The sequence below is a fragment of the Nostoc sp. NOS(2021) genome (assembly GCF_017115025.1).
In the GTDB taxonomy this organism is placed as follows: domain Bacteria; phylum Cyanobacteriota; class Cyanobacteriia; order Cyanobacteriales; family Nostocaceae; genus Nostoc.
In genome coordinates, this window is record NZ_JABXKM010000051.1 from 1 (window position 1) to 18,027 (window position 18,027).

Here is an 18,027-nt window from a genome sequence, read left to right on the forward strand (position 1 = left end):
AGGGGAAGAAAAAATAACTAATTAATTAATGCCCAATGCCCAATGCCCAATGCCCAATGCCCCATGCCCAATGCCCAATGCCCAATGCCCATTTGAAACTTGTTGCCAAAATAACTTTTCATGAACGGTCGTAAATGAGATGATGGAGAAATTAGAGAAAAAGGTAAACAATTGTTATTTTTCTCCTTCCGCTTCTGGTTGCAGAATAGCATCACAGTATTGAATGAGGGTTGTCAAGCGATCGCTAATCGTCTGAAGTCTCGTTTGTACAGTAGATGGTTGCCGCGCTCCTTGCAAAAACATCACATCTATTTCCAACAGGCGCAATTGCTTGCTCATCTCCGTTTGATAAGACTGCACTCGCCAGTTTTCATCAGCCAAAGGCACAATCTGTTGTCCGAAAAATTGCTGCAACGAGGCTACACGCCGCCGCAGTTCGGGTGCAAGAATTTGGGTAGTTGTGGCATCGGAGCGTAATTGCTCTAGTAAGGTTACGAGTGTCAGATATTTCTCACGGTTTAAAGACATCCAGTGCTAGTTAAGATAGTATTAATGTCAAGTAATTTTTCTTCTACAATAAACTTTACTTAAGCGTTTATCAGCACTAAAAGCCTCAAGTCGTGATTTGAGGCTTTGTTTGCCATCAATGGATTTTGAAATTTATGATCCTTGAAACTAAAACTGGATGACTACATCGGCAATTGCAGAATCATCCTAACACTGTTTTTTCGAGCAACAGCATCTTTTCACGGCGATGCTGCTAGTTTTATTTATCTTTCACTTATCTACCGATCCACTCTAAACCCAATTGTATGAGCAGCATAGCGATAAATTCATCAGTTGATCTTGCCATTCCAGAATGGTTAAAAAAATGTTTGAAGGAGTCATCCACAAGTAGCGGCGCAACGGAAGATGACCGAAGGCATAATGATGCAGTCTTAATTGGTCGAGCATTTGAATTTGCTTACCAACTGCATCAAGGTCAATACCGCAAATCGGGAGAACCATATATTGCTCATCCCATTGCTGTGGCTGACTTGCTACGTGACTTGGGAGGTAGTGCTGCTATGATAGCAGCTGGATTTCTTCATGATGTCGTTGAAGATACAGAAATTACAAGTGAAGACATAGAACAGCGCTTTGGCCCAGAAGTGCGGCAATTGGTCGAAGGTGTCACCAAGCTTTCTAAAATCAATTTCACCAGCAAAACCGAAAGCCAAGCCGAAAACTTCCGACGGATGTTTTTGGCAATGGCGCAAGATATTCGAGTAATTGTGGTGAAATTGGCAGACCGTTTGCATAATATGCGAACTTTACAATACATGTCAGAGGCCAGCCGCCGCCGCAGCGCCCAAGAAACGCGAGATATCTTTGCGCCCTTAGCCAATCGCTTGGGGATTTGGCGAATTAAATGGGAACTGGAAGATTTGGCTTTTAAGTATTTGGAACCAGAAGCTTTCCGCCAAATGCAGGAGCATGTTTCCGAAAAACGGACGGCGCGAGAAGAGAAATTAGCCAAATCTACAGACATTTTGCGGGAACGTTTGCAGCAAGCCGGAATCCACTTTCAGGATATCAGCGGTCGTCCCAAGCACCTTTATGGCATTTACCAAAAAATGCACCGACAGCAAAAGGAATTTCATGAAATTTACGATTTGGCAGCACTGCGGATTATTGTCCAAACCAATGAGGAATGCTATCGGGCGTTGGCGGTGGTTCATGATGCTTTTCGCCCAATTCCTGGGAGATTTAAGGACTACATTGGACTGCCAAAGCCTAACCGTTACCAGTCGTTGCATACTGGGGTGATTGGCTTAACTGGTCGTCCTTTAGAGGTGCAAATTCGCACAATCGAAATGCATCATATCGCCGAGTATGGGATTGCCGCTCATTGGAAGTACAAAGAAACAGGAGGTTCTAGCATTAGTCATTTGACAGCCACAGATGACAAGTTTACTTGGCTGCGGCAACTTCTGGAATGGCAAACTGATCTCAAGGATGCCCAAGAATATCTTGATAGCGTCAAAGATAATCTATTTGAAGATGATGTCTATGTCTTCACCCCAAAGGGGGATGTTGTTCCTTTAAGTCCCGGTTCTAGCACTGTAGATTTTGCTTATCGCATTCATACGGAAGTGGGGAACCACTGTGCAGGGGCGCGGGTAAATGGGCGAATGGTGCCACTGTCAACGCGGCTGCAAAATGGCGATATTGTAGAAGTTATCAATCAAAAGAACTGCCATCCGAGTTTGGATTGGTTGAACTTCGTCAGGACTTCGGCGGCGAAGTATCGGATAAAACAATGGTACAAGCGATCGCGCCGGGAAGAAAATGTCGCTCGTGGACGGGAATTGTTAGAAAAGGAACTTGGTAAAACTGGTTTTGATAGTTTGCTGAAGTCGGATGCAATGGAGACTGTCGCCCAAAAGTGTAATTACCATAGCGTGGAAGATTTACTCGCTGGTTTGGGTTACGGTGAAGTTACATTGAACCTAGTACTAAATCGCTGGCGAGAAGTGGCGAAAGGACAACAACCAGTTTCCACTGTGCCGCCATTTGTCCCCAAAGAACCAACCACATCAAAAGCTTTGCGAGATGCACCTGCAACTACCTCCCGCTCCACAGATTCGCCAATTGTTGGGGTGGAAGGTTTGGTGTATTATTTAGCTGGGTGTTGTACCCCGATTCCTGGCGAACCAATTATTGGTGTGGTGACGCGAGGTAGGGGGATTTCGATTCATCGCCAAGGCTGCCATAATCTGGAGAGTGTGGAGTATGAGCGTTTAGTACCAGTTAGGTGGAACCCAACCGCCGAAAATAGTGGTCGTCCGCACACGTATCCAGTGGATATTCAAATTGAAGCCCTTGACCGCGTAGGGGTGCTAAAGGATATTTTGTCACGGTTGAGTGACCAAGGGATCAATGTCCGCCATGCTCAGGTGAAAACCTCTATTGGTCAACCTGCATTGATGGACTTAGGAATAGATATACGCGATCGCTCTCAATTAGAGCAAGTGTTCGTCCAAATTAAGAAAATGAGCGACATTTTGAATATCCGCCGCGTTGGTCAAATTGACGAGTAGGTGTCTTAGTTGGTAGGGTGAGGGAAGAATTAGAGCAAGCCTTTTTAAGGGGGGTTGGGGGATCTTCCGGGGCAAAATCTTACTAACACCAAACGTATTGTTATATAGATATCTTTTGCAGAGACGCGATTAATCGCGTCTCTTAGTTTTTACGGACATCCCAAAACAACTTTGATTTTTATTCGTTAGATATAGGACTTACGCAAAAGCACACACTGTAGGGGCAATTCATGAATTGCCCCTACCTAAAAATAAGGGTTTCGGCTATTGTTTGCGTAAGTCCTGAGATATTCTGAGGTTCTATAGATGATGTAGCAGCTAGTTTGGACATACTTTAAATTTATAAAAGTTTGATAAAGTATGTCCAAACTTCTGGTTAGTCAATATCACACAGAAGTAGAAAGAATTATCCAATATGGCGGTTCACGTAAAGAAACCTAAAGACCCGACAATTGCTGAAAAGTTCAATACATATCGCTTTGCAGATTACAAAGAACAGGTAATAGATTTACTACAAAGAGTCTGCACCGTCAGCGTGGAAACAATACAGATTATTCAACAGATTCAGGTGTAATCGATTCATGATTTTTCGGGAACAGACTAATCAATGTGCGTAAAGCCTGATTGACAGCTTCTCCATTAGGAAAATACTCTCGTACATCGGGATCAAGCATCACTGCCCCATCTTCAAGGTAAAGTGCTGTACAACAGTTGTGCCATCAGCTTGATCAATGGTAACAGTATGTCCACGCCGATAAGCTTGGTAATGTTTCCCACGAACACCATCTGTAAAATCGTATTCTGGAAGCATATCGTTATCTGTGATCTCAGGCTGCTCAGAATTAACTTTGTTCATAAACTTTCAAAACCTCGTTTTCAGCCTCTGGCTGGAAATGCACCTCATTGCGGCTCTGCCGCAAGTTAAGAGGCGGCAGCCCCCCATTAGGCATTCCCAGTCGGAGACTGGAAACGAGACACAAGACATATTTTAGCTCCGATTTTTTAATACTAAAAGTTCCTCCTACTGATGTAGTATGTACCTCGGTAATAATGGATGATTAATATTGATTAGTGTGTATATTAATTAGAATCCCCATGCAAAATGTATTTCCTGGCGAGGTATTCGCCAACACTGCTGATTTTGACACTGGTATTCGCCAACTGTTACCGCGATACGATGAAATGCTGGAAGTAATTACCCGTTGTCTGCCTTCTACAAGTCGTCGCATTTTAGAATTAGGTTGTGGTACAAGCGAACTTAGTCTCAAGATACTCAATCAGTGTCCACATGCCCAAGTAATTGCCCTAGATTACTCACCTCGAATGCTGCAATTTGCCCAAGAGAAAATCACAGCAGCTGGATATCAACAACGCTGGACTGGTATACAAGCAGATTTTGGCGACTGGGCAAATAATCCAGAGAGCTTGGATATTGGTAGCGAATTTGATGCTTGTGTCTCATCCTTGGCAATTCACCATCTCCAAGATGAGATGAAATTGAAGTTATTTGAGCGAATTGCTGCTAGCCTGACTCAAGAAGGCTGTTTTTGGAATGCAGATCCTACTTTACCAGAATCACCAGCTTTAGCAGAAGTTTACAAGGCGGCACGAGAGGAATGGGCAGTTCAACAGGGAATTAGTTTGACAGAGATTCGCGCTAAACGTGGCGCAAGTAGCACCCAAGGTTACTCCAGTCAAGACCAGCTAGCTAGCTTAGATGCTCATTTACAAATGTTGAGCAAAGCTGGATTTCAGACAGTTGCAGTACCTTGGAAATATTATGGTCTGGCGGTGTTTGGTGGCTGGCTGTGAAAATTTTAGGTTTTGGATGCCTAGATTTGGATTCGCCCGTCTCTAATCGCTATTTATAGGATTAACAGCTTGATAGTAACAAAACAGCAATAAATAACATTATTTCCCTTGATAAGAACTAATATATAAACCCGTTAGGTCTGTGAAGGAGGTTCTTGCTGATTCACCCAAGGATTTTGGCTGAAACTTGCGGTATCTAAGCTCTCCTGGTGTTTTTAGGCAATATTTCCACATCAAAAGTACCCCATGAGGGTACTATCCATCCTCCACAGACCTATCCGAAGATACAGAGTAGAAAATTTTTTTCAGAAAACAAACCAGGGACACGCGATTTTGATTCGTTTTTCTGCTCTTTTGTTTGCCATCACTTAGTTTCAAAAGGAGAATATCTTGGATGGCTCGAAATAAAAAGAAATCAGCCGGGTTTAAGCATGAGCATCCACTTTACTCTAGATGCCCAATTTGTTGTATTATCCCGCCCCACATGCTAAAAAATGTCGTGGTGAATGGCAGTGCCCAGCAGCGTACTTGGGCTTTTCATACATTAAATATTTCGGCACAATTTCTGGGACGGAGAAACGTCGTAGGTAATATCTCGTTTGCGCCTTCTCCTGGTGAGAAGCGCCGCACCATTTACGATGCCAAAAATGGACAGCAACTCCCTGGTACGCTGGTGCGTAGTGAGGGAGGCCCTGCCAGCAGTGATGTAGCAGTTAATGAAGCCTACGATGCTGCTGGTGCTACTTATGACTTGTTTCATGAGATATTCGATCGCAATTCTGTTGACGACAAAGGACTGCGTTTAGACTCCACCGTGCATTATGGCGTTAAATACGATAACGCCTTTTGGAACGGCGACCAAATGGTTTATGGTGATGGCGACGGAGAACTGTTTCAACGCTTCACAAAGTCAATTGATGTGATTGGGCATGAGCTAACTCATGGTGTAACCCAGTACCAAGCGGGTTTACAGTATTATGGCGAACCTGGGGCACTAAATGAGTCGTTTTCTGATGTCTTCGGTTCGTTAGTGAAACAAAAGGTCAAAAATCAGACTGCACAAGAAGCAGACTGGCTGATTGGTGAAGGTCTTTTGGTACCGACTGTTAAAGGTGTTGCTCTCCGCTCCATGAAAGTACCAGGAACAGCATACGATGATCCAGTATTAGGTAAAGATCCCCAACCAGCCCATGTGAAAGATAAATATACGGGTGTTGATGATAACGGTGGGGTGCATATCAACTCAGGAATCCCTAACTATGCCTTTTATCTGGCGGCTGTTGAGATTGGTGGTTATGCCTGGGAGAAAGCTGGCAAAATCTGGTATATAGCTTTACGCGATCGCTTACGTGCCAAAGCAGATTTTAAAAAAGCTGCCAGCGTCACCATTCAAATTGCTGGGGAACTCTACGGTAATGACAGTAATGAGCAGAAAGCTGTGCAGAACGCTTGGCAAAAGGTTGGAGTTATTTAGAGACGCGATTAATCGCGTCTGTACAGGAGTTAGGAGTAAATAGTCAATACTCAGCACTCAGGACAGATAAATCTGTTGTTTGTTGTTACTAAACTGGGAGGTGAGAACTATCATCTCCCAATCTTTGTATTTATCCCAACTAAATAACACAACGGAGAGCAAAAAAATGCGGGTATCATTTGAACGCACGGGCGGCTTTGCCGGGATCAGCAAGAAGACAACCGTTGATACAGATAGTCTGCCGCCAAATGAAGCTGCCACACTTCCCCGACTGGTGGAAGTTGCTGATTTATTTAGGCTACCTGAACTAATTACCTCGCCAAATCCCCAGAGCGATCGCTTTCAGTATAAGTTGACAGTAGAAGATAACGGTAAGCAGCATACAGTGACTGTCAGCGAGGCAGCATTGCCAGGAACCTTAAGACCCCTAATTGAATGGTTACAGAACATAGCGCAAAAAAGGTAATTTGCTGAAGAAGTCAAATAAAGGCTGATATAAATTCTAAATTTATCAGGGTACTATGAATAAACCAATCAAGCGAGCTTTTTTAGACACTGAAGATGGACAGATTCTTTATCGGATAGGCGGTGAAGGAGAGCCTTTATTACTACTGCATATGAACCCCCGCAGTAGTGACGAATATCGGGAATTAATGTCCATTTTGGTAAAAAAGTACCGCGTGATAGCGATGGATTTCATAGGTTTTGGTGAGTCTGATAAACCGCCAAGATTGTATTCAGTGGCGGACTACGCTAAAACTGTTATTGCCCTGTTAGATGAGTTGGGTATTGAACAAACAAACATTCTGGGGAACCACACGGGCGCTTTTGTTGCTGGAGAAGTAGCCGCAGCTTATCCTGAACGGGTCAATAATTTAATTTTGTGTAACGTTGCTGGTTTTGGTGAAGCTGGAAAAGCAGATTTAATGAAGCGATTTCAGGAAGGTTTCGTGATTCAAGAAGATGGTTCACACCTGATGGAAAGATGGTTAGCCCGTTCCAGATATGTGGGTTCTGCTGATTTGAATCATCGTTGGGTTTTAGATGATTTGAAATGCTTTGGCTATCCTTTGTATGCAGTTTGGGCAGTAGGAAATTACTGTATAGATGCCGCCCAAAGGTTTACTTTAATTAAGTGTCCCACACTGATCGTCTGGGGAATTGACGATGTGGAAGAATTCCAAAAATTAGGTTTAGCACTGGCAAAAGACAGATATTTCTTATCACAAGCAATTCCCCACGCTAAGGTTGTAGAGTTGCCAGATGGAAGCATCTGCATGATGAACCAAATGCCTGAAGAAATATCAAAGGTAGTTATAGAGTTTCTGGACAATAGAAATGTTTAAAACTCTATGCTCTTTTTAAATAGCGCCCAATAGGTGAACCCAAAACCTGTCCGTTATCGTAAATCAAATTTCCCCGCAAAAAGGTACTTTTTACCCGCCCAGTTAACTCCACTCCTTCAAAAGGTGTATAACCTTGTTGTGACTCTGACTCAGCAGCACGTACCACAAAGCTTTCATTGGGGTCTACCAACACCAAATCAGCATCATAGCCAATGGCAATATCGCCTTTTTCTAACAAACCAAAGCGCCGCGATGGGTTCCAAGATAGCAACTTAGCGATATGGTTGTAAGACATTCCCCGCTTGCTACCTTCACTAAATACACCAGAAAGTAAATATTCTGTACCGCCAAAACCAGACTTTGCTAACCAAATATTATTCGGGTCTTTAGCACTTCTTTTTTGTTCAGCAGAACAGCAAGCGTGGTCGCTAACTATCCAATCTACTTGATTGTTGAGTACTGCTTGCCATAAGTATTCCACATCGGCACGGGGACGAATAGGAGGGTTAACTTTTGCCCAAATTGTATTGGGAGTATCGACATCTAATAGCAAATGTCCGACAGTAACTTCTCGCCGAAAGTTAATATGAGGAAAAGCAGTTTGCATAGTCAAAGCTGCTTCCATTGCTTTACGCGAACTCAGGTGCAACAAATTGATATTTGCACAGTTAGTCTCATGTGCCAAATAAGAAGCAATGCAAATTGCTAACCCTTCGGAATGAGGTGGACGCGCTGCACTATAGGCGTGTAATCCGCTAAGACTAGAATCGTTTTCAACTATTTTGGTATAAGCGTTGAGAATTTCTGCAACTTCACAGTGCAAACTCAAGCTGATAGTATCTCGCGCTTCTGGATGTTTTTCTATTAAACGTGTTAGACCACGCATAATAAATTCAAAATGGGCGAAGTCGTACCGTTCCTCTTTATTAATCATTAAAAAGAGGTTTTGCTGGTCTGACAAACCATGCAACCCATAGCCGCCATAAAACATGAAGATTTTAAACGAAGATATACCGTGTTCCTCAAACAATAAAGGTATTTCGTCGATATGCTGGCTAGCTATCGGTGCGATGTGATAGCTATAATCTACAAAAAAATTACCTGCCGATAAAGCTAACACCTCTGGAAAAAAATCGCGGTAGGAGCCGCCTTTGTTAAGATAATACTGCCCTGTACGGATGTAATTTAAGCTGGTAGTCACGCCTCCCATTGCGGCTGCTTTACTTTCAGTCACAGCATCTTTGTCGAGGGGTTGATAGATACCGATGTGCATATGGGCATCCACGACCCCAGGAAAGCCCAGCAAGTTTTTGCCATCAAATACCTCTTTGCCTGTGTCTGGGCTAATATTAGGGGCAATCTGAGCAAATTTTCCATCCTTAATTCCTAAATCAAGTAGTTCGATTGCATCCTGATGGGGACGAACTACCCGCACATTTTTGATAATTTGATCTAATAGGGGAGTTTCAGACACAGTAGACCTCACACTAAAATGAGTTTAGTCGGGAATTCCAACATCATACCGGGACGCAGACCAAATCCTATCACCATGTAACGATTTTTTATTCAATTATCTTTAGGAGAAAAGACAATGGAAAGTTTTAATGAGTATCATATAGACCCAAAGGAATTTACTTTTCTCAAAAGTTTTGAAGATAGCTGGCAAGTGATTAGAGATGAGTTTACATGCTTTATTAAGGATGCATCTGATGACGAGTTAAAGTTAACTTCTGATATTTTGGGGCCTAAAAGTCAAACGATTAAAACCAAGGGTGATGCAAAATACAGTGCTTTTGGTATTTTATTTCAAGGTATGTTTATTGAAAAATATATTCAGGCGCATCAAATACAATATCCTGATTATGGGTCAGATGATGCATCACAAAAAGCACTTGCATTAAGAGAGAAATATTTTCCAAATTTGGCTAAGGTGATAAAAAATGTGAACTTTATCAATGATGAGATCATCAGAAATGTGTATTATGGTACATTCCATCCCGGCTTAGATATCAAGCTACATGTGAACTATAACCCTCATATGAATCGTGGCTATTTAGGATTGATTGTGCCAGAAGGGGATGTGGCTATGAAAATATGCCATGAGCAGCTTTATTGGCATGAAGGGAAATTTCTGGTTTTAGATCACAGCTATCCACACTGCCCGCATAATTACACCAATTATGACAGAACTGTATTAGTTGTAGACTTTTTTAAACCAGATAAACCTAGAGAGGAAGTTATCCGATTTGAAAAAGAGCAAGTCACACAACGTATGCAAGATAATCCTTACAGCTTAGGTGTTTTTGGGAAAAGCGATAAAGCTAAAGTAGAAGATTTTATTAAGTATGGTTTAGCTCATCAATTAGAGTGGGATAAAGCCTTATAACGGTTCTCAATTGCATGGAATACAGACCTAACCCCCTAACCCCCTTAGCGACGCGGGAAGGGGGAAAAATTCAAAGCCTCTCTCTTTTTATGAGAGAGGTTTGGAGAGAGGTCAAAACTGTACCTCACCCAATCGAAAACCGCTACATCTACGTTAAAACTAATAATTGAGGAGTAAGGTAAACTTAAGATTTAGATATGAACGCAACAACCTACAGAAAGTTAATAGCAAAACAACTGAATCCAGATTTTAAATTTGCTGTTGAAGTTGTCGAAGTTCCTATTTCCCAACCTGCTGATAGTCAACTTTTAATTCAAAACAAATTTGCTGGGGTTAATGGTGGCTTTGACACCTTACTTTGTCGTGGTGATGTTCCATATATTAACTTAATTCCTCCCTTTGATTTAGGTGTGGAAGCTGTGGGAAAAGTTGTCGCTATGGGTGAAAATGTCAAAGATTTTCAAATAGGTGATGCTGTAGTAACAACTTGGCGGGGTGGTGGCTATCGAGAATATCAGGTTATTGATGCAAACTTAGCGATGAAGGTGCCAGAAGCAACACCAGAGTTGCTAACACTAATGCCTACAGGTGTATCAGCTTTGGTGGCACTGGAACAAGTGGGAGAGATGAAAAGTAATGAAGTGGTTTTAGTGACAGCAGCAGCAGGGGGAACTGGTCATATTGCGGTGCAATTGGCAAAGTTAGCTGGTAATCATGTCATTGGTACTTGTAGTTCTGAGGCGAAGGCAAAGTTATTGAGAGAATTAGGGTGCGATCGCATTATCAACTATCGCACAGAAAATCTCAATCAAGTCCTCAAGCAAGAATACCCCAATGGGATTAATTTAATTTTTGAGTGTGTAGGTAAAGCCGTATTTGATACCTGCGTTGAAAACTTGGCAGTGCGGGGACGGTTAGTAGTAGTTGGTTTTATCTCCGAATACGTAAATAATGTAGAACAAATTACACAGCCACGCATTTATCAACAGTTATTTTGGAAAGCAGCTTCTGTGAGAGGCTTTCTCATGCCTCATTATCAAGAATATATACCAGAGGCACGCGATCGCATCTTTTACCTGTTCTACTCTCGGAAACTCAAAGTTGCAGTTGACCCAACCCAGTTTAACAGCATAGAATCAATTCCGGCTGCTGTTGAATATCTACTTAGTGGTAAAAATTGCGGTAAAGTAGTTGTCAGGTTTTAGCTGTCAACAATTGCCGTACACTTAATCTCAACGATTAGTCCTGGGGTCGATAGTCCGACTACCCCCAGACCAGTCCAGGTAGGAAAGTTATTGGTGAAATAGCGGTCTTTTACCTGCATAAAAATTGGCAAAAATGGAATGATATCAGGTGATTGACCAGAAGCAATAGCTTCTGTTTGAAATTCACCTAGTCCGGCTCCAGTGACATGGTATGTAATCATCTCAACTACATTATCGAATGTAGCTCCTCCTGCTTCTAGCACCTGATTAACATTCTCAAAAGCCTGAACAAACTGGGCTTCTATTCCCTTAACAACTTGCAAATTCTCATCTCTGCCTACTTGTCCTGAAATATATAAGGTATTCCCAACTTTAATACCAGGACAATAATGAAACTTTTCAAAAAGAATTTCCATCCCTTTTGGAATAATGACTTCACGATAGGACATTATGCATCTCCTGAATTTGGCACTTTCAACAACACAAATACTTTTACGATTAATTAAATTATGTGTAATTTTGGCAAAATGAATTAGCAAAACTTACTAATGGTAGTAATTTTACAACCTAAAAAGCAAAATTGTCTAAAAGTTGGATATTAAAGGGGAGCCATAATGACACAAGATTCAGAAAATACTTTAAAAGTTGCTCGGCAGGCGTTTGAGAATCTTACGTATGGTATGGCAACAGGAGAGTGGGAAGCATTGTTAGATATGCTAACAGAAGATTTTACCTTTTGGTTTCCAATGGGAAAATTCCACGGTTTGAATGTCGGAAAAGAGCGAGCTAGAGAATTTTTTGAGTACGTTTTTGAATCCTTTAGTCCTGGTTTGAACCTGACTGGTTTAGACCGTATTACTAGCAATGAAACAACGGCTGTCTTTGAGTTTCGGGATGAGGGACTTTTGTTCGGACAGCTTTACAAAAATCGGGTAGCAGTTTCCTTTGATGTGCGTGGAGACAAAATTTGTGGCTATAGGGAATACTTTGGCAGCGATGGGAAATCCTATTAAATAATTCGTAATTCCGAATTACGAATTATTTAATTCATTTTTATTAGTTTCTCTCAGGGTTGAGTTCGTTGATTTCTTTGCACTTAGCCTCTGCGGCTTGATATGCTGCTAAATAGTCTTGACCACCTAACATTACATCACCATAATATTCATAAGGTGGATCACCATAGATTGGTAATGGATCATCTTCTGGATAATCTTCTTTCGATTCTTCAATGATGGCTTTCAGTTTTTTAATGGTCAGCCTTTGTGCTGCAAAATACCAGAGTTCTTGGGGATTTTTGTTCAGGTGCGGCAATGTGGGATCGATAATGCGTACAAGTGAGTCATTCTCTAAGGTATCGTCTACCTCAATCCAACTGTGTTCAACTGGTCTGTATGGCTTCCCAGGAAAAGCTAAAAATCCCTGAATATATCTTGCTCCCTCGGTGGACAATGCTGCTTTGTAAGCATTATCAAACGGAGTGCTAGCCCTGCTGTTTATAAGTTCAGCAATTTTGATTGACAGCGTTTCATCCAATAGTTTGTTCATTAATAGCAAGGATTAGAGCAGCCATGAAAACATATTACCACTGCTCTTACGAAGGATTTTAATCATTTATAAAATCATGGGTTTGTGGGGGGATCAAGTTTTATCCGAACCGTTTTAGGACGACAAGGGCTTCCCCAACAAACCTGCCCAGAGGGCATATTAGTAAAAACACTACTACGAGCGCCAATCACGGCATTAGCCCCGATTTGCACTCCCGGACCAACAAAACAATCTGCCGCCACCCATGCACCATTGTCAATGGTAATACTCGCTGTTTTCAACCCAAAGGCAGGGTCTTGGAGATGATGACTACCAGTACACAGGTAACTTTTTTGAGAAATTACGCAGTGTTCACCGATGTGGATTTGATCAAGGCTGTATAAAACTACGTTATCTCCAATCCAACTGTAGTTGCCAATAGTAACTTTCCAAGGGTAAGTGAAGCGGGCAGTGGGTCGAATTAATACGCCTTTGCCGATACGAGCGCCAAATAGTCGTAGCAAAGCACAACGCAGAATATTTAACGGTTGAGGAGTGAGGGGAAAGGCGATCGCTTGTATAAACCACCATAATAAAACATACCAACTTGGACGCCCCCGGTCAAACCAAGATTGGTCATATTTGCGTAAATCTACGAAAGGTTGGTCATTTGTCATTCAATTTTAGATTTTAGATTTTAGATTTTAGACTTCAGCGTGACACTTCGACAAGCTCAGTGCGGAGATGCTCAGTCGAACAATTTTAGATTTTAAATTTTTCCTTCAATCCAAAATCCAAAATTCAAAATCTAAAATTGGCAGAGTTAGGAGTCAATAGTCAATAGCTTTCCCTTTGCTCCCCTACTCCCCTGCTCCCCATTTTCTTCCTTCGGGGTTGTTGCAGTATTTAAGTGACCACCACAGTTACGTAATTCGTAAAGTTTAACGCCAATTTGATATTCATATTGACTCAACAAACGTGCATAGATATATCCTGCTTTGCCATCTAAAAAACCGCGTTGAATGATATAAAACAAAACAAACCGCAAAATGGGTTTAAATGGCAGGTGTACCCACACTTTTTTCAAAAAGCGTTTGCGTTGCACCGCATCACCAAATAGATTAGCGCCAATAGTACCGCTATCATCTTTACCTGTGAGAATATTAAAATAAACACTGGCTTCCCAGTTGGAATAGCGGTTGTGTCGTTCTAACCAGTGATAAAGGTCGCGGAAGTCTTCGTGGAGCATATCATTTTTGAGATACCCAACTTTCCCCTGCAAAATCACATGTTCGTGAACTTCGTTATCACCAGTATTGGGAATGTCTTCTGTATTTAAATTTTCGTAGCGACCTTTTTTATGTTGAAATAAACGTAGATTCCAATCGGGATATTTACCACCATAACGAATCCATTTTCCTAAGAAAAATACGCGGCGGTTGAGGTAATAACCTGTATATTCATCGTTTTGAATTGCTTGGTCAATTTCTTCCCAAAGTTCGGGAGTGATGCGCTCATCGCAATCTACAATTAGCACCCATTGGTTGCGAAAAGGTAGATTATCTAAAGACCAATTTTTCTTTTTAGGCCAGCGTCCATTGAAGTCGAATTGCACGACATTTACACCGTGACTTTTAGCAATTTCAATGCTGTTGTCGCTACTTTGAGAATCTACTACAAATATTTCATCTGCTCTGCTAAGGCTAGCGAGGCAGGCAGGCAAATTTACTTGTTCGTTTTTGGCCGGAATTAGTACTGAAACTGGTATTTTAGATGACATATGACTATAAATTATGTTATTGGTTATTTCTTATTTGATGTGGATAAAAGACCCTGAATAGCAGCATTTAAGTAACCAATCTGACCGTAAGCATAAACAAGTTTGTCAAACCGTTCTGCTGGATCAGAAAAATATTGCAATGCCTTATACAAGCCGCGCACAAACCGTTCGCTACCTCGCTGCAATTGAGCGATACCAGCTTTACCAGCGAGTTGTTCTCGATAGCATTCACTGATACCCTGCCACCAGCCTCGGTTTAAAAACCAGGAGCGTTGGAGGCGCTCTGGGGCAACATTGTGAGCAACTAGTGCTTCGGGAAGATAAGCGACTTGCCAACCACGCTGTAGGGCAAATTCGGTCATTTGCAGTTCTTCATTAGATAATAAATTTTTCCCCACTCGACCGAGATGAGTATCAAAACCGCCAATTTCTTCTAGGAAACTGCGGCGGATGGAGTAATTTAAGCCTCTAGGTGTTGAGCCAGGTTGCTCGATGTAGATGGTACTGTCACCCAAGTCGTATGCACCTAGATTTGCAGCTAGCCCTGGAGATAGCCACCGTGGTTCTTGGATTCCTGGGGGCCAGATGAGAGTAACTTTGCCACCTGCGATCGCTAGTTTAGAATTATTGTAAGCAAAATATAAAACTTGTAGCCAGCGATCGCAGGCAACGGCATCGTCATCCAGATAAGCCAGAATATCACTACTAGCTACTTTTGCACCCGTGTTGCGGGCGACAGATAAACCAATGGTGGGTTCAAAGACATACTTCAGGCGCGGATTGTGGGCCCTTTCTTCTACAACCTCACGGGTGCGATCGCTAGACCCATTATCAACTACCACAATTTCAAAGTCAGCAGCAAAATCCTGCGCTAAAAGGCTATCAATTGCAGCCCCTAAATAGGTATCTCGATTGTGGGTACAGATAATGGCAGAGATTTGGGTGTCTGGCATAGATAGATTTAATTTTGGATTTGAGATTTGGGATTTGAGATTAAAATCTAAAATCCAACGCACAACTGCTGAGAGCTAATCTAAACCAAAAGTTACTGACCCACCAACCGAGTTTCTTCGGAAATAATCTTTAAAACTTCACGTTTGTTGAATATGACTGTGTAAAACTACAAGAGTTTGGGCCAGTTGACTCAGACGGGTTTCTAAAGATTGCTTGCGCCCTAACAGTTGACGTAACTTTTGGTAACGAGCGATCGCCATGCTAACATTGGGAACCTGATCTGATGGACATGGGCGCGACCAGACTTTACCAGTATCGTCTACACCACAGAGGCGGTAGCCAGTAATAGATGATTGAAAAGATACTTTCCCACCAGTGGCGCAAATTTCTTCTACGTAGTTCATTAGGCGGTCAACTTCTGCATGGCGCAGTGTTGCGGTTCCTCCCGGTTCTGGTTCCTGGGGATTGGATTCTAACCAGCCATTAACAATTGGGCCTTCTAAGTAAATATCCTGAATTTGCTTCAAAATATTTTGTAATTCTGTTTGCCAACCGGCGACAGTTTCCTGAATTTCTTGCAATAGATTCATCGCCAATGCTGGATTGGCTCCGTGGCGATGGCTACTAAAGCTCGGAGTTTTCAACTTGGGTAGGCTGGGTGTTTTGCTACCATTCTCTTCTGCTTGAAAGGTCTGCACGGAGTCATGGTGAGGAAAGAAATTTTGTTCGTGAGGATAATCACTCTCAGTATCTCCGCCCAAGTCAACTGTTTGTGGTTGTGTCTTTAGTTCCCCATCCTCAGAGGATGGAGTTTGTGTACTTTCTGTGGGTTCGTTGGCTCCGACGCTGATTCTAAAAGAGAAAGGCCGTTTTGTCGTCGAATCAACTGTTTCAGCAGCAGAGGCAGTGCCGCGATTCCCTAAATCGTGTAGAGTTGCTTCTATGCGTTTTAAGCCTGCGTTCATAAAGACATCCTAAAGTTTGCTGTCCCCAGTGGTATTAAATAATTAAGAATGGGGTTGTTGGGATTTTTGGCTTTTGCCAGTTGGAGCATTAATGATGCTGGTGCTAATTTTATCTCTTAAAAGTTATTTGAAACCAAAAATCTCACCGATGAAGTAAAAAACTCCGGTGACAAATTGCAACCGTAGACATATTGTTAAAATACTCAGGAAACAACTTTGGGTAAAATCATTTTAGTAACAGGGCCAGCACGATCTGGTAAAAGTGAATGGGCGGAAACTCTGGCCATGCAGTCAGGAAAAGTAGTTGTTTACGTAGCAACAGCCACCGATAACCCAGATGATCAAGAATGGCATCAACGCATTTTAGAACACCAAAAACGTCGTCCCCAAGACTGGGTAACTTTATCTGTACCTGTGGAACTGTCTGCTACCCTCGCCGATGCCAAACCCTATACCTGCCTTTTAGTTGATTCTTTAGGAACTTGGGTTGCTAATCTTCTGGAACAGGACGAATCTAGTTGGGAAAACATCCTTGCAGAGTTGTTAGAGACGGTGGATCTGGTTGCTGCTGATATGCTGTTTGTAGCAGAAGAGGTGGGTTGGGGTGTAGTACCAGCTTATCCTCTGGGGAGGACGTTCCGCGATCGCCTGGGTTCTTTAGTGCGCCAGCTAGGTGTACTCAGTGAAACTGTTTATTTAGTTACTGGTGGTCATGTTCTTAATCTCAGCGTTCTTGGTTTGCCATTACCAAATAGAGAGGATGCTGGAACATTTAGGAGTCAAGATTCTTAACTCTTGATTCAAATTAATCTAAAATCTAAAATCTAAAATTGTATTATGGCAACCAAACAAGAAGTTAGAGGATACCTTGCCTACTGGTTCCAGTTGGGTAAGAAAGTGATTACGGGCAACGGTAAGGCAAGCATTTTGCCCCTATCGGTGCTAAATGGCGATCGCTATAGTGAAGAATTTGAAGAATGCTGGCAGAAAATTATCTCACCAGAATCGGGTGATTGTTACCTAGAGGGTACACATGAAACCATTGCTGAACTGTTGACACCAGCATGGGATATGCAGCCTTGTGGCCGTTGCAGTATGCCAGTAGCCAAGCGAAACGTCGGGATAGCGGCGTTGTTATGTCCCTGCAATGATTTACCTAACTGGCCTAATACCGAATTGCCAGCACCGCGAGAGCCAATTAAGACTCAAGACCAACTCAAAACAATTCGCGATCGGCTTGTAGATAATTTGGAAATCTCTTAGTTCACTTTGGTGCTTAGGAATTTGGCGTTGGACAAGTTTTATTAGCAAAATCACACTAATAAATATAGGGTTCTTGCCAACTCAGGGGAATTTCTAATAAGTCTCGCTGCATGGAATACAGACCACTCGTAGGGAACATTGCTCATGCGTGTCAACTTAAGCCCAAACCCCTTTAATATCATGTCCGGGTAATTAGTTGTGATTCCCATAGTCATTGCACCCCACCCCCAGCCCC

At 42.3% G+C, this 18,027-nt stretch carries 21 protein-coding genes; 11 read left to right on the forward strand and 10 right to left on the reverse strand.

Annotation, left to right across the window (positions count from 1 at the left end):
* Positions 1-174: 174 nt before the first annotated feature.
* On the reverse strand, positions 175-528 hold the full coding sequence (gene patD, locus HWQ41_RS05745; RefSeq protein ID WP_292760600.1) for a heterocyst frequency control protein PatD: 354 nt from the start codon (positions 526-528) through the stop codon (positions 175-177).
* 284 nt (positions 529-812) lie between these two features.
* Between patD and HWQ41_RS05750 the strand changes: the two genes are divergently transcribed.
* Together HWQ41_RS05750 and HWQ41_RS05755 are read left to right on the forward strand one after the other, a co-directional pair.
* Positions 813-3,083 carry a bifunctional (p)ppGpp synthetase/guanosine-3',5'-bis(diphosphate) 3'-pyrophosphohydrolase gene (locus tag HWQ41_RS05750; protein WP_292760602.1) on the forward strand — a complete coding sequence of 757 codons (2,271 nt, stop codon included), beginning with the start codon at positions 813-815 and terminating at the stop codon, positions 3,081-3,083.
* 415 nt (positions 3,084-3,498) lie between these two features.
* Positions 3,499-3,657 (forward strand): hypothetical protein, encoded by a 159-nt coding sequence (locus tag HWQ41_RS05755; RefSeq protein ID WP_292760604.1) that lies wholly within the window; start codon positions 3,499-3,501, stop codon positions 3,655-3,657.
* Between the two features lie 99 nt (positions 3,658-3,756).
* Here HWQ41_RS05755 and HWQ41_RS05760 read toward each other — a convergent pair whose 3' ends face one another.
* On the reverse strand, positions 3,757-3,939 hold the full coding sequence (locus tag HWQ41_RS05760) for a hypothetical protein (protein WP_292760605.1): 183 nt from the start codon (positions 3,937-3,939) through the stop codon (positions 3,757-3,759).
* 239 nt (positions 3,940-4,178) lie between these two features.
* Between HWQ41_RS05760 and HWQ41_RS05765 the strand changes: the two genes are divergently transcribed.
* From HWQ41_RS05765 to HWQ41_RS05780, 4 genes are all read left to right on the forward strand, one after another.
* Positions 4,179-4,895, forward strand: coding sequence for a trans-aconitate 2-methyltransferase (locus HWQ41_RS05765; protein WP_292760607.1), 717 nt, complete (start codon positions 4,179-4,181; stop codon positions 4,893-4,895).
* Between the two features lie 394 nt (positions 4,896-5,289).
* Positions 5,290-6,369, forward strand: coding sequence for a M4 family metallopeptidase (locus tag HWQ41_RS05770; protein ID WP_292760608.1), 1,080 nt, complete (start codon positions 5,290-5,292; stop codon positions 6,367-6,369).
* Positions 6,370-6,535: 166 nt separating this feature from the next.
* A complete protein-coding gene (locus HWQ41_RS05775) occupies positions 6,536-6,835 on the forward strand; it encodes a protealysin inhibitor emfourin (protein ID WP_292760609.1) in 300 nt (99 codons plus the stop codon).
* A 55-nt stretch (positions 6,836-6,890) separates the two neighbouring features.
* On the forward strand, positions 6,891-7,715 hold the full coding sequence (locus HWQ41_RS05780) for an alpha/beta hydrolase (RefSeq protein WP_292760612.1): 825 nt from the start codon (positions 6,891-6,893) through the stop codon (positions 7,713-7,715).
* Positions 7,716-7,719: 4 nt separating this feature from the next.
* On the opposite strand, the gene HWQ41_RS05785 is transcribed toward HWQ41_RS05780, so the two are convergent.
* Entirely contained in the window at positions 7,720-9,189 is a 1,470-nt protein-coding gene (locus HWQ41_RS05785) for an amidohydrolase family protein (RefSeq protein WP_292760613.1), read from the reverse strand.
* A gap of 117 nt (positions 9,190-9,306) precedes the next feature.
* On the opposite strand from HWQ41_RS05785, the gene HWQ41_RS05790 reads away from it, so the two are divergent.
* Positions 9,307-10,101 carry an aspartyl/asparaginyl beta-hydroxylase domain-containing protein gene (locus tag HWQ41_RS05790; protein WP_292760615.1) on the forward strand — a complete coding sequence of 265 codons (795 nt, stop codon included), beginning with the start codon at positions 9,307-9,309 and terminating at the stop codon, positions 10,099-10,101.
* Between the two features lie 197 nt (positions 10,102-10,298).
* Positions 10,299-11,306: a zinc-binding dehydrogenase gene (locus tag HWQ41_RS05795; protein WP_292760616.1), complete on the forward strand. Its 1,008-nt coding sequence runs from the start codon at positions 10,299-10,301 to the stop codon at positions 11,304-11,306.
* Here HWQ41_RS05795 and HWQ41_RS05800 read toward each other — a convergent pair.
* Complete coding sequence (locus HWQ41_RS05800) at positions 11,303-11,755, reverse strand: RidA family protein (RefSeq protein ID WP_292760618.1); 453 nt, start codon at positions 11,753-11,755, stop codon at positions 11,303-11,305. The two genes, HWQ41_RS05795 and HWQ41_RS05800, sit on opposite strands and share 4 nt — an antisense overlap.
* 165 nt (positions 11,756-11,920) lie before the next feature.
* Between HWQ41_RS05800 and HWQ41_RS05805 the strand changes: the two genes are divergently transcribed.
* Positions 11,921-12,319: a nuclear transport factor 2 family protein gene (locus HWQ41_RS05805; protein WP_292760619.1), complete on the forward strand. Its 399-nt coding sequence runs from the start codon at positions 11,921-11,923 to the stop codon at positions 12,317-12,319.
* Between the two features lie 43 nt (positions 12,320-12,362).
* Here the strand turns inward: HWQ41_RS05805 and HWQ41_RS05810 are convergent, their stop codons facing one another.
* The 5 genes from HWQ41_RS05810 to HWQ41_RS05830 form a co-directional block, all read right to left on the reverse strand.
* The gene (locus HWQ41_RS05810; protein WP_292760620.1) at positions 12,363-12,851 is read right to left on the reverse strand and encodes a hypothetical protein; all 489 of its coding nucleotides are present in this window, start codon (positions 12,849-12,851) and stop codon (positions 12,363-12,365) included.
* 74 nt (positions 12,852-12,925) lie between these two features.
* A complete protein-coding gene (gene hpsU / locus HWQ41_RS05815) occupies positions 12,926-13,507 on the reverse strand; it encodes a hormogonium polysaccharide biosynthesis acetyltransferase HpsU (protein ID WP_292760621.1) in 582 nt (193 codons plus the stop codon).
* A 146-nt stretch (positions 13,508-13,653) separates the two neighbouring features.
* A complete protein-coding gene (locus tag HWQ41_RS05820; protein ID WP_292760622.1) occupies positions 13,654-14,610 on the reverse strand; it encodes a glycosyltransferase family 2 protein in 957 nt (318 codons plus the stop codon).
* Positions 14,611-14,633: 23 nt separating this feature from the next.
* On the reverse strand, positions 14,634-15,563 hold the full coding sequence (locus tag HWQ41_RS05825) for a glycosyltransferase family 2 protein (RefSeq protein ID WP_292760624.1): 930 nt from the start codon (positions 15,561-15,563) through the stop codon (positions 14,634-14,636).
* Between the two features lie 138 nt (positions 15,564-15,701).
* Complete coding sequence (locus HWQ41_RS05830; RefSeq protein ID WP_292760626.1) at positions 15,702-16,529, reverse strand: hypothetical protein; 828 nt, start codon at positions 16,527-16,529, stop codon at positions 15,702-15,704.
* 216 nt (positions 16,530-16,745) lie between these two features.
* Between HWQ41_RS05830 and cobU the strand changes: the two genes are divergently transcribed.
* On the forward strand, positions 16,746-17,321 hold the full coding sequence (gene cobU, locus HWQ41_RS05835; protein WP_292760628.1) for a bifunctional adenosylcobinamide kinase/adenosylcobinamide-phosphate guanylyltransferase: 576 nt from the start codon (positions 16,746-16,748) through the stop codon (positions 17,319-17,321).
* A gap of 45 nt (positions 17,322-17,366) precedes the next feature.
* Positions 17,367-17,792 (forward strand): hypothetical protein, encoded by a 426-nt coding sequence (locus HWQ41_RS05840; RefSeq protein WP_292760630.1) that lies wholly within the window; start codon positions 17,367-17,369, stop codon positions 17,790-17,792.
* A gap of 50 nt (positions 17,793-17,842) precedes the next feature.
* On the opposite strand, the gene HWQ41_RS05845 is transcribed toward HWQ41_RS05840, so the two are convergent.
* On the reverse strand, positions 17,843-18,027 hold a 185-nt coding region (locus HWQ41_RS05845; protein ID WP_292760631.1), incomplete at its 5' end, for a hypothetical protein.

Excerpts from the sequence above, each read along its gene's own strand:
- HWQ41_RS05755 (WP_292760604.1), top strand. The coding sequence starts at position 3,499 with ATGGCGGTTCACGTAAAGAAACCTAAAGACCCGACAATTGCTGAAAAG.
- HWQ41_RS05810 (WP_292760620.1), bottom strand. The coding sequence starts at position 12,851 with ATGAACAAACTATTGGATGAAACGCTGTCAATCAAAATTGCTGAACTT.
- HWQ41_RS05775 (WP_292760609.1), top strand. The coding sequence starts at position 6,536 with ATGCGGGTATCATTTGAACGCACGGGCGGCTTTGCCGGGATCAGCAAG.
- HWQ41_RS05800 (WP_292760618.1), bottom strand. The coding sequence starts at position 11,755 with ATGTCCTATCGTGAAGTCATTATTCCAAAAGGGATGGAAATTCTTTTT.
- HWQ41_RS05790 (WP_292760615.1), top strand. The coding sequence starts at position 9,307 with ATGGAAAGTTTTAATGAGTATCATATAGACCCAAAGGAATTTACTTTT.
- patD (WP_292760600.1), bottom strand. The coding sequence starts at position 528 with ATGTCTTTAAACCGTGAGAAATATCTGACACTCGTAACCTTACTAGAG.
- HWQ41_RS05770 (WP_292760608.1), top strand. The coding sequence starts at position 5,290 with ATGGCTCGAAATAAAAAGAAATCAGCCGGGTTTAAGCATGAGCATCCA.
- HWQ41_RS05830 (WP_292760626.1), bottom strand. The coding sequence starts at position 16,529 with ATGAACGCAGGCTTAAAACGCATAGAAGCAACTCTACACGATTTAGGG.
- HWQ41_RS05760 (WP_292760605.1), bottom strand. The coding sequence starts at position 3,939 with ATGAACAAAGTTAATTCTGAGCAGCCTGAGATCACAGATAACGATATG.
- HWQ41_RS05780 (WP_292760612.1), top strand. The coding sequence starts at position 6,891 with ATGAATAAACCAATCAAGCGAGCTTTTTTAGACACTGAAGATGGACAG.
- hpsU (WP_292760621.1), bottom strand. The coding sequence starts at position 13,507 with ATGACAAATGACCAACCTTTCGTAGATTTACGCAAATATGACCAATCT.
- HWQ41_RS05825 (WP_292760624.1), bottom strand. The coding sequence starts at position 15,563 with ATGCCAGACACCCAAATCTCTGCCATTATCTGTACCCACAATCGAGAT.
- HWQ41_RS05765 (WP_292760607.1), top strand. The coding sequence starts at position 4,179 with ATGCAAAATGTATTTCCTGGCGAGGTATTCGCCAACACTGCTGATTTT.
- HWQ41_RS05805 (WP_292760619.1), top strand. The coding sequence starts at position 11,921 with ATGACACAAGATTCAGAAAATACTTTAAAAGTTGCTCGGCAGGCGTTT.
- HWQ41_RS05750 (WP_292760602.1), top strand. The coding sequence starts at position 813 with ATGAGCAGCATAGCGATAAATTCATCAGTTGATCTTGCCATTCCAGAA.
- HWQ41_RS05795 (WP_292760616.1), top strand. The coding sequence starts at position 10,299 with ATGAACGCAACAACCTACAGAAAGTTAATAGCAAAACAACTGAATCCA.
- HWQ41_RS05820 (WP_292760622.1), bottom strand. The coding sequence starts at position 14,610 with ATGTCATCTAAAATACCAGTTTCAGTACTAATTCCGGCCAAAAACGAA.
- HWQ41_RS05840 (WP_292760630.1), top strand. The coding sequence starts at position 17,367 with ATGGCAACCAAACAAGAAGTTAGAGGATACCTTGCCTACTGGTTCCAG.